Raw genomic sequence first — 10,149 nt, 5'->3', positions numbered from 1 at the left:
CCGGCCCGCCGAGGAGATGCTGTACCTGGCCATGGAGGACTTCCGGGTCGACGTGGTGGTCGGCAAGGGGCCAGGTGCGACCAGCATCCCGCTGGAGATCGCGCCGTTCACCCTGGTCGGGGCGACCACGCGGTCCGGGGCGCTGACCGGCCCGCTGCGCGACCGATTCGGCTTCACCGCGCACATGGAGTTCTACGTGCCCGAGGAGCTGGAACGGGTGCTGAACAGGGCCGCGGGCATCCTCGGGGTGGACCTGCGCCCCGACGGGGCGCGGGAGATCGCCGGGCGCTCGCGCGGCACCCCCCGGATCGCCAACCGGCTGCTGCGCCGGGTCCGCGACTACGCCGAGGTGCGCGCGGACGGCGCGGTCACGCTGGAGGTGGCGCGCGCCGCGCTGAGCGTCTACGACGTCGACGAGCTGGGGCTGGACCGCCTGGACCGGGCGGTCCTGGGCGCGCTGGTGCGCTCCTTCGGCGGGGGCCCGGTCGGCGTCTCGACACTGGCCGTGGCGGTCGGCGAGGAACCAGCTACCGTGGAAGAGGTCTGCGAGCCCTACCTGGTGCGGGCGGGCATGCTCGCGCGGACCCCGCGTGGACGGGTCGCCACCGCGCTCGCGTGGCGGCACCTGGGCGTGCAACCCCCGGCCTCGGCGCCGGGGGAGCAGCTACCCCTTCCGGTCGACGGCCAGGGGCGTGGCACACTCGGTTCCCAGCGAACCGAATAAATCGGACATGACGACACCCAGGCGGCGACATCGCCGCCGGAGACGAGAACGATGGATATCTCCTCCTTCATCCTTCCTCTGATGCTCGTGGTCCTTGCGCTGCCGCTGTTCCTCAGCGCGCGCAAGCAGAAGAAGGTGTACGCGGAGATGCAGCAGCTGCAGAACTCGCTCGGTCCCGGCGACCGCGTGATGACCAGCTCCGGCCTGTACGCCACCGTGGTGGACGCCACCGACGACACCAGCATCGAGCTGGAGCTGGCGCCCGGCGTGCACACCACCTGGCTGCGTCAGGCGATCCGCGAGAAGGTCCAGGACCAGGTCGAGGACAACGCCGACGTGGTCGAGGACGACGACGTCGTGACCGAGTCCAAGGCCGAGGTCGCGGCGCCGCTGGAAGAGCAGAAGAACAAGTAGGACAAACAGACCAACCGTTCGGAGGCCGTGCGGAACGCCTCGTCGAACGCTATATGCTGCGCCCCCACCCCCTGTGTCACACCGGGTGGGGGCGCACAGCTGTGGGTCGACCCTGACTTCACAGTTTCCACACACCGTGCTTGAGGAGATCGACCTACCGTGGCACCTCCGGCTGGGCATATCCGTCCAGGGCGATACCTTGGCGCATTCATCCTGATCGTCGGCTTCCTCTATTCCCTGGTGTTCTTCACCGGGGACGGCAGGCCGGTCCCGAAACTGGGCATCGATCTCCAGGGTGGCACCAGGGTCACGCTCACCGTGCGCTCGACGGACGGCCAGCAGCCGCCGCCGGAGTCCATCGACCGGGCGCGGCAGATCATCGAGCAGCGGGTGAACGGCATCGGCGTCAGCGGCGCCGAGGTGGTCCGGGACGGCAACAACCTGGTCATCACGGTGCCGGGTGAGCGCGGCGACGAGGCCAAGTCCCTCGGCCGGACCGCGGACCTGAACTTCCGCCCCGTGCTGCAGGCCGTGCCGAACCAGCCGACGCCGCCGCAGCCCTCGCCGACGCCGCCGACCAGCGGCCAGCAGCCGCCCGCCACGGGCACCCCGCCGACCACCCCGCCCAACGCTGGGCCGGGCTCCACCGCGCCGACCACGCCGAAGCCGCAGGGCCGCCCGGTGCCCGCCGCCGAGCAGCAGCAGCAGCCCACCCCGCCGCCCGCGCCCGGCTCCACCGCCGAGGCGGTCGCCAAGGCGCGCGAGCTGCGGCAGAGCAAGGACCCGCAGGTGCAGGCCCAGGCGCTGGCGCTGCTGGACTGCGCCGCCCCGGACCCGCTGCGCGGGCTGGACAAGCCGGAACTGCCGCTGGTCAGCTGCAGCGACGACAACACCGAGAAGTTCGTGCTCGGTGAGGTGTTCCTGCCCGGCCGCGAGATCGCCGACGCCGCCGCGGGCCAGGACCAGAACAGCCCCGGCTACGTCATCTCCGTGAACTTCCGCGCCGCGGGCAGCGACATCTGGAGCAAGTTCACCTCCGCCAACGTCGGCAAGCGCGCCGCGTTCGTGCTGGACGGCCGCGTCGTCTCGGCGCCGAACATCAACGAGCCGATCCTCGGCGGCAACACCCAGATCAGCGGCCGGTTCACCCTGCCGGAGGCGCAGGACCTGGCCAACATCCTCAAGTACGGCTCGCTGCCGCTGGCCTTCGACCAGTCCGAGGCCGAGACGGTCTCGGCGACGCTGGGCCTGGCCTCGATGCAGGCCGGTCTGATCGCCGGCGCCATCGGCCTGGCGCTGGTCTTCATCTACTGCATGTTCTACTACCGCGCCCTCGGCGTGCTGACCGTGCTCTCGCTGGGACTGGCCGCGGTGGTCATCTACGCCGTGCTGGTGCTGCTGGGCCGGTGGATCGGCTTCACCCTGGACCTCGCGGGCATCGCCGGGTTCATCGTGGCGATCGGTATCACCGCCGACTCCTTCATCGTGTTCTTCGAACGGCTCAAGGACGAGGTCCGCGAGGGCCGCAGCTTCCGCAGCGCGGTCCCGCGCGGGTGGATCAGGGCCCGGCGCACGATCCTGTCGGCCGACGCCGTGAGCTTCCTGGCCGCCGCCGTGCTCTACGTCCTGGCCGTCGGCCAGGTGAAGGGCTTCGCGTTCACCCTCGGCATGTCCACCGTGCTCGACCTCGTCGTCGTGTTCCTGGTGACCCACCCGCTGGTGGCGATGGCCTCCAAGTCCAAGCTGCTGTCCAAGCCGTCCTGGTCCGGCCTCGGTGAGGCGCACCGCACCGCGGCTGCCAGCCGCTCGATGGCCAAGGCGTCCAGCACCGCGAACGCGAAGGGGGTCTGACGTGACCACTGGCGAGAACGCACACGAGCCCCAGGCCCCTTCCGGCAAGCGGCCCAGCGTCTTCAACCGGCTCTACCTGGGCAACGGCGCCTTCGACATCGTCGGCAAGCGCGGTCGCTGGTACGTGGTCACCTCGGTGATCTTCCTGGTCTGCCTGGGCTCGATGCTCTTCAAGGGCTTCAACCTCGGCATCGACTTCGTCGGCGGCACCAAGGTCCAGCTGCCCGCCACCAGCGTCAGCAAGCAGATCACCGTCGACGAGGTGAAGTCGGTCTTCACCGAGACGCTGGGCACCGAGGCCTCGACCGTGCAGGTCGCGGGCACCGGCGCGAGCCAGCAGGTGCTGATCCGCTCGGAGACGCTCAACACCGACCAGGTCACCAAGCTCAAGACCGCGCTCGCGGACAAGCTCAAGCCGCAGGGCGGGCTGCCCGCGATCAGCGACAGCGCGGTCAGCGGCTCCTGGGGCGGGGAGATCACCACCCAGGCGGTCATCGCGCTGATCGTGTTCCTGGTGCTGGTGACGATCTTCCTGGCGGTCTACTTCGAGCGCTGGATGGCCGTCTCCGCGCTGGTGGCGCTGATCTTCGACACCGGCGTCACCGCGGGCGTGTACTCGATCGTCGGCTTCGAGCTGACGCCGGGAACGATCATCGGTCTGCTGACGATCCTCGGGTTCTCCCTCTACGACACCGTGGTCGTCTTCGACAAGGTCAAGGAGAACACCCGGGGCATCCTGGGCCTGACCCGGCGCACCTACGCCGAGGCGTCGAACCTGGCGCTGAACCAGACCCTGATGCGCTCGCTGAACACCTCGCTGATCGCGGTGCTCCCGGTGCTCGGCCTGCTGGTGATCGGCGTCGGCGTGCTCGGCGTCGGCACGCTGAAGGACCTGGCGCTGGTGCAGATGACCGGCATGATCGCGGGCGCGTTCTCCTCGATCTTCCTGGCGACCCCGCTGCTGGTGGACCTGAAGCTGACCGAGCCGAAGGTCCGGCAGCAGGCCGAGCGGGTCGCCGCCCGCCGGGCCAACCAGGCCCGCAAGGCCGCGGGTGAGTCCGGCGTGGAGTCCACCGACGAGGAGTCGCTGAACGCGGAGCTGCGCAGGGAGGCGGCCATGGCCGCCGCCGCGAGCGTGCCCGCGCGCACCGGCAAGGGCCCGGAGTCGCGCAAGGTCCGCCCCACCGGCAAGAGCGCCGGGCGGCCCTCGGGCAAGAAGCGCAGGTGAGCCCGGAGCTGGAGCGCGTCAGCGGGCTGATCCGCGAGGTCGCGGACTTCCCCCAGCCGGGGGTGCTCTTCCGCGACCTCAGCCCGCTGCTCGCCGACGCCGAGGGCTTCCGCGTGGTCGTCGAGGAGATGGCCGCGCACGGAGCGGACTCGGACGGGGGAGTCGACGTGGTGGTCGGCATCGAGGCCAGGGGTTTCCTGCTCGGTGCCGCCGTCGCGCTCCGGCTCGGCCTCGGCGTGGTCGGGGTGCGCAAACCGGGCAAGCTGCCCGCGGTCGCGCATCGGGTTGATTACGCCTTGGAGTACGGAACGGCCACGCTGGAGCTGCCCGAGGGCACGCTCCGGCGCGGGGCCCGTGCGCTGGTCGTGGACGACGTGCTGGCCACCGGGGGAACCGTCGAGGCCGCCTGTTCGTTGGTCGAGCACGCGGAAGCCGAGGTCAGTGCCGTTTCGGTGGTGATGGAGCTGGCCGCGCTGAACGGTCGGGAGCGACTGGCCGGGCGAAAGGTGCGGTCGCTGCTCACCGTGTGAGGAGGGCAGCTCGACGTATTTCGATCAGTTCTTGCGAAGTACCGGTGAAAACCGGCCCGCCAACGGCGTTATCCTCGTCTTTCCGGGACGGGTGAGTTCCCTCGCCCCGGACGAGCGCAGTGCGACAGCGGGGAGAACGCGGTGAGTCAAGAGGTCGAATCCGCTTCCACGATGGCGCAACAGGCCGCTGCCGAGCGGGCGCCGTCGGCGACGAGGCGCGTCAGGGCCAGGTTGGCGCGGCGCATCACCGCGCAGCGCGCCACCTCGGTGAAGCAGGTGCTGGAGCCGTTGGCGGCCGTGCACCGCGAGCTGCACCCCAAGGCCGACCTGGCGCTGCTGCAGCGCGCCTACGACGTGGCCGAGGAGAAGCACCGCCACCAGCGCCGCAAGTCCGGTGACCCCTACATCACCCACCCGCTGGCGGTCTCCACGATCCTGGCCGAGCTGGGCATGGACACCACGACGCTGGTCGCCGCGCTGCTGCACGACACCGTCGAGGACACCGACTACTCGCTTGAGCAGCTGCGCGAGGACTTCGGCGACGTGGTCGCGCACCTGGTCGACGGCGTCACCAAGCTGGACAAGGTGAAGCTGGGCGCGGCCGCCGAGGCCGAGACCATCCGCAAGATGGTGATCGCGATGGCCCGTGACCCCAGGGTGCTGGTGATCAAGCTCTCCGACCGCCTGCACAACATGCGCACCATGCGCTTCCTGCCGCCGGAGAAGCAGGCCCGCAAGGCGCGCGAGACCCTCGAAGTGCTCTCGCCGCTGGCCCACCGCCTCGGCATGGCCACGGTGAAGTGGGAGCTGGAGGACCTGGCCTTCGCCATCCTGCAGCCGAAGAAGTACGACGAGATCGTGCGGTTGGTCGCCAACCGCGCGCCCTCGCGGGACACCTACCTGCGCACGGTGATCGCGGAGATCTCGTCGAACCTCGACGGCGCGCGGATCGTGGCCAAGGTGGAGGGCCGCCCGAAGCACTACTACTCCATCCACCAGAAGATGATCGTGCGCGGGCGCGACTTCGACGACATCCACGACCTGGTGGGCGTGCGCATCCAGGTGGACGAGGTGCGCGACTGCTACGCCGCGATGGGCGTGGTGCACGCGCTGTGGCAGCCGATGCCCGGCCGCTTCAAGGACTACATCGCCCAGCCGCGCTTCGGCGTCTACCAGTCGCTGCACACCACGGTGATCGGCCCGGACGGCAAGCCGCTGGAAGTGCAGATCCGCACGCACGAGATGCACCGCACCGCCGAGTACGGCATCGCCGCGCACTGGCGGTACAAGGAGACCAAGGGCTCGCACCAGGGCCGCTCCGTCGAGGTCGACGAGATGGCGTGGATGCGCCAGCTGCTGGACTGGCAGCGGGAGGCCGCCGACCCCGGCGAGTTCCTGGAGTCGCTGCGCTACGAGCTGGCCGGGCGGGAGATCTTCGTCTTCACGCCCAAGGGCGATGTGATCACGCTGCCCGCCGACTCCACCCCGGTGGACTTCGCCTACGCCGTGCACACCGAGGTCGGGCACCGCTGCATCGGCGCGCGCGTCAACGGCCGCCTCGTCGCGCTGGAGCGCAAGCTCGAGAACGGCGAGGTCATCGAGATCTTCACCTCCAAGGCCGAGGGCGCGGGGCCGTCGCGGGACTGGCTGTCCTTCGCCGCCTCGCCCAGGGCCAAGGCGAAGATCAAGCAGTGGTTCGCCAAGGAGCGCCGCGAGGAGGCGATCGAGGCGGGCAAGGACGCCATCGCCAAGGAGGTCCGCCGCGTCGGCCTGCCGATGCAGCGCCTGGTGTCGGCGGACTCGATGACCGCGCTCTCCCGCGAACTGCGCTACCACGACGTCAGCTCGCTCTACGCCGCCGTCGGCGAGGGCCACGTCGGCGGGCGCTACGTGGTGCAGCGGCTGCTCGCGGTGCTCGGCGGGGTCGAGCACGCCGAGGAGGAGCTGGCCGACCGGTCAACGCCCTCCACCGTGCAGCGCCGCCGCAACACCGACGCGGGCGTGGTGGTCAAGGGCGTCAGCGACGTCTGGGTGAAGCTCGCCCGCTGCTGCACGCCGGTGCCGGGCGATCAGATCCTGGGCTTCGTCACGCGCGGCGGCGGGGTCAGCGTGCACCGCACCGACTGCACCAACGCCGACGAGCTCCAGGAGTCGCCGGAGCGGCTGCTGGAGGTGGAGTGGGCGCCGTCGTCCTCGTCGATGTTCCTGGTGTCCATCCAGGTCGAGGCGCTGGACCGGCACCGCCTGCTCTCCGACGTGACCAAGGTGCTCGCCGACGAGCGGGTGAACATCCTGTCGGCGTCGGTGACCACCTCGCGGGACCGGGTCGCGGTGAGCCGCTTCGCCTTCGAGATGGGCGATCCCAAGCACCTCGGCCACGTCCTCAAGGTCGTCCGCAACGTCGAGGGCGTCTACGACGTGTACCGGGTGACCTCCGCTTCCTAGGGGCTGGTCTCGATCGACAGCTGGGGCCACCACTGCTCCAGCGCGCCGGCGGGCGTGCGCAGGTCCTCGCGCGGGCGGAAGTGCACGGTCGTCCCGGTCGTGCCGTCGTCGGCGATCGGGATCAGGTCGGTGACCGGGATGCCGTGCTCGTAGCGCTGGGTCCACGAACCGTTGTGGCGCCGGTTGGTGTGGGCGAGCCATTCGCTCAGCGCGGCGACGACCGACATGCCCCGGCGCGGGTGCCCGTCGGGGAGCAGCTGCGCGCCGGGGAGGTCGAAGAAGCGAAGGTCCTTGGTCGCCATGATCGGCTTCTTCACGGTGCGGCCCCGGCCGTCGACGCGGGTGTCGGTGCCCCTTCCGTTGTCCGCGACGGAGATCGAGCCGTCCGGGTGCCAGGTGACACGGGCTCGGCCGTCGCGGCGGGTCTCGGCTTCCTCGGCGGCGTAGGCGAGGACTTCGAGGACCAGGTGCGCGGCGCCGCCGGGGGCGAACTCCTCCGGGGCCCGGCGGATGCGCGCGAGATGATCGACGTCCACGTCGCCCGCCCAGTCGTGCGTTAGCTCGCTCATCCGGAGATTGTCCCAGCTAGAGCGCCCGTCGCGTGGGGAGCATCGGGATGTCCGCTGGGGTGACCGCCGAGTTCCGCCACCGGTGCGTCGGTCTCGGGGCGCAGCCGCCACCGCGACGCGATCGTGGCGATGTGGATGATCATCTCCACCCGGGCGAACAGGTTGCCGGGGCAGATGTGCGCCCCGCCGCCGAAGGGCACCCACGCGCGCTTGCGCGGCGCCACGCGCTCCGGTGCCCAGCGGTCGGGGTCCCAGCGGTGCGGTTCGGGTACCAGCGCTCGTCATGGCAGACGAGGCGCGGGCTGTAGATCATGAACGCCTTCATCGGGATGCGCGCGCCGCCGAGCACCGCCTCCCGCGCGGCGCGGCGGGTGAGCATCCAGGGCGCGTGCACGCGCAGCGTCGCGTCGACGACCCGTTGCAGGAAGACCAGCCGGGGGATGTCCTCGGCGGTGCGCGGGCGGCCGTCCAGGACCTCGTCCAGTTCGGCGCGCAGCCGCGACTCGGCGTCGGGGTGGTGGGCGAGGTTCTGGAAGGCGAAGGTCAGCATGTTGCCGGTGATCTCAGCACCTGCGAGCAGCAGCGCGATCAGCTCGTCCACGATCTCGGAGTCGGTGTAGCTCGTCCCGGTCTCGTCGTCGCGGACGCGGATCAGGATGGAGAGCACGTCGCCCTGGTCGGTGGCGTCGGCGCGGTAGGTGGAGATGGCCTCGCCAATCACGAGGCGCAGCCGCTTCGCGGAGGTGGTGAACCCGCGATTTCCCTTGGTGGGAATGAGATCCAGCACGAAGCCGGGGAGCACGAGCCTGCGGAAGAGGCCCTTCAGGAAGATCGGCAGCAGCTCGCGGATCTCGCGCGCGGTGTCCTGGTTGACCTCGGCCGCCACCAGCGTCCGCACGCCCGTCGTCAGCGCGAGGTCGTTCATCTCGCCCTTGAACGCGATCGGCGCGCCCTCCCGCCACCGCGCGCTCTGCTCGGCGGAGAGCTCGCTCATCAGCGCGGTGCAGCCGTTGACCCGCTGCTGGCGGAACGCCGGGCCGGCATCCGTCGCCGCTTGCGGTGCTCCTCGCCGCTGAGGGTGCTGGTGCTCTCCCCGATCAGCGGCTTGGTCACGGTGGACAGCAGCCCCTGCTCGTAGGACTCCGCGTCGGAGATCAGCATCTGGTGCAGCACGTCGGGGTCGGTGACGACACTGCAGCGGGTTTCGCAGGAGGGACAGCGCGTGCCCGGCGAGAAAGCGACGCCCCGGAGCCATCGGGGCGGATATGGCGGCGGTTTCCATGAGGCGTGACGGTAGGAAAACCGACATTTTCTGTCGTTGGGCAGAACGGGGTGGAAAGTGGGGCAAACCGGTGATCGGTTCTGGTCTGGACTGAAAGGCCCGTGCCGCGCCCTGAAAAGGACGCGGCACGGGCTTGTTCGATCAGCCGACCCTGACCCACTCGGTGCACATGATGCCGCCGCGGTCATCGGTGGCGCACCCGCGGTAGAACTGCCCGTAGGACACGGCGTTGGTGCCGGCGAAGCCCTTGTTGACGACCACGCGCGAGTCGTGGCCGGCGCCGGGGTTGTTCGACCGGTCCAGGTACACCGTCATCGGCACCTGAGCGCCGTTCTTGAGCAGGACCACTTGAGCTTCCACCGGGTTGCCGCCCGGGTGCCAGACGGTCGTGGTGCTCAGCTTGCCCCAGCCGTTCTCGCTGTTGCACCAGTTGATGTGCTCGTTCGGCGGGAGCGGCCCGTTGCCGCAGGTGGATTCGGCGGATGCGGGCGTCGCGGCCAGCACGGAGAACGCGGCGCCGAGCACCGCGGCGGCGACGGCCGTTCGGACGTGCCTCTTCTCGTTCTTCACTGAAATTCCCCTCGATTTCACGTGAACCTTTTCGCTATCGCAGGGCTGCGATGCGGGCGAGGTTAGGGGAGGTGTTCGCGGCTTGTCATGCGGATGAGTGAATTTGCAGGCTACGTATGCTGAATAGAATTCGCGTCCGAGTGCTGTTGCCTGGTCACGGTCGCATTCCCCGGGGCTTCTTCGGTTGCCTTTCATCGTGAGCTGAAAGGCGAGCGGGGGCGTCCGGGGCACGACGCCTCGCGACGGTGCGCGCAATGCGGGTGCATGCGCACGCATGGTGACGATCCGTTCACAGTGGTTGGAATGTCCGGATCTCACCCTCGTGGGCGCGGTTCTGGTCGCTTTCCTCAAGCCTTCGTGAGCCGACTTCGCTACATTCGCCCCCGTGGATGAGAGCACCAAGGCAGAACTGGCGATTCCGGCCTCAGTGGACAGTCCGGTCCGGCCGACGCCGCCGAAGAGCCGGTTCGCCGCCTGGCTGCTGCAGCACCGGGTGCAGCCGGTCGGCCCCGAGTCCGGCGAGGGGCACGGGACAC

The 10,149-nt window shown here is 70.0% G+C and carries 9 protein-coding genes and 1 pseudogene; 6 read left to right on the top strand and 4 right to left on the bottom strand.

Annotated elements, in window-relative coordinates; genetic code table 11:
* From ruvB to CCN37_RS27715, 6 genes are all read left to right on the top strand, one after another.
* On the top strand, positions 1–724 hold a 724-nt coding region (gene ruvB / locus CCN37_RS27740; protein ID WP_246843350.1), incomplete at its 5' end, for a Holliday junction branch migration DNA helicase RuvB.
* A gap of 57 nt (positions 725–781) precedes the next feature.
* Entirely contained in the window at positions 782–1,138 is a 357-nt protein-coding gene (yajC, locus tag CCN37_RS27735) for a preprotein translocase subunit YajC (RefSeq protein WP_086826365.1), read from the top strand.
* 159 nt (positions 1,139–1,297) lie between these two features.
* A complete protein-coding gene (gene secD / locus CCN37_RS27730; protein WP_086826350.1) occupies positions 1,298–2,989 on the top strand; it encodes a protein translocase subunit SecD in 1,692 nt (563 codons plus the stop codon).
* A gap of 1 nt (position 2,990) precedes the next feature.
* Complete coding sequence (gene secF / locus CCN37_RS27725; protein ID WP_086826348.1) at positions 2,991–4,217, top strand: protein translocase subunit SecF; 1,227 nt, start codon at positions 2,991–2,993, stop codon at positions 4,215–4,217.
* Positions 4,214–4,747, top strand: a complete 534-nt coding sequence (locus CCN37_RS27720; protein ID WP_086826345.1) for an adenine phosphoribosyltransferase — start codon at positions 4,214–4,216, stop codon at positions 4,745–4,747. The genes secF and CCN37_RS27720 overlap by 4 nt, the downstream gene beginning before the upstream one ends.
* 171 nt (positions 4,748–4,918) lie before the next feature.
* On the top strand, positions 4,919–7,192 hold the full coding sequence (locus CCN37_RS27715) for a bifunctional (p)ppGpp synthetase/guanosine-3',5'-bis(diphosphate) 3'-pyrophosphohydrolase (RefSeq protein WP_086826343.1): 2,274 nt from the start codon (positions 4,919–4,921) through the stop codon (positions 7,190–7,192).
* On the opposite strand, the gene CCN37_RS27710 is transcribed toward CCN37_RS27715, so the two are convergent.
* From CCN37_RS27710 to CCN37_RS27700, 4 genes and pseudogenes are all read right to left on the bottom strand, one after another.
* A complete protein-coding gene (locus tag CCN37_RS27710) occupies positions 7,189–7,761 on the bottom strand; it encodes an ATP-binding protein (RefSeq protein WP_246843349.1) in 573 nt (190 codons plus the stop codon). The genes CCN37_RS27715 and CCN37_RS27710 overlap by 4 nt on opposite strands.
* Positions 7,758–8,686: pseudogene (locus tag CCN37_RS27705) on the bottom strand (cytochrome P450). Before CCN37_RS27705 ends, CCN37_RS27710 begins: the two are co-directional and overlap by 4 nt.
* A 68-nt stretch (positions 8,687–8,754) precedes the next feature.
* Entirely contained in the window at positions 8,755–8,934 is a 180-nt protein-coding gene (locus CCN37_RS40180) for a hypothetical protein (RefSeq protein ID WP_168200890.1), read from the bottom strand.
* Positions 8,935–9,184: 250 nt separating this feature from the next.
* Positions 9,185–9,613, bottom strand: a complete 429-nt coding sequence (locus tag CCN37_RS27700; RefSeq protein WP_086826338.1) for a hypothetical protein — start codon at positions 9,611–9,613, stop codon at positions 9,185–9,187.
* Positions 9,614–10,149: the final 536 nt, after the last annotated feature.

The organism is Allokutzneria sp. NRRL B-24872, assembly GCF_002155965.1.
In the GTDB taxonomy this organism is placed as follows: Bacteria; Actinomycetota; Actinomycetes; order Mycobacteriales; family Pseudonocardiaceae; genus Allokutzneria.
Note: the sequence above shows the minus strand (reverse complement) of the source record. Positions and strands in the feature narration are given on the sequence as shown.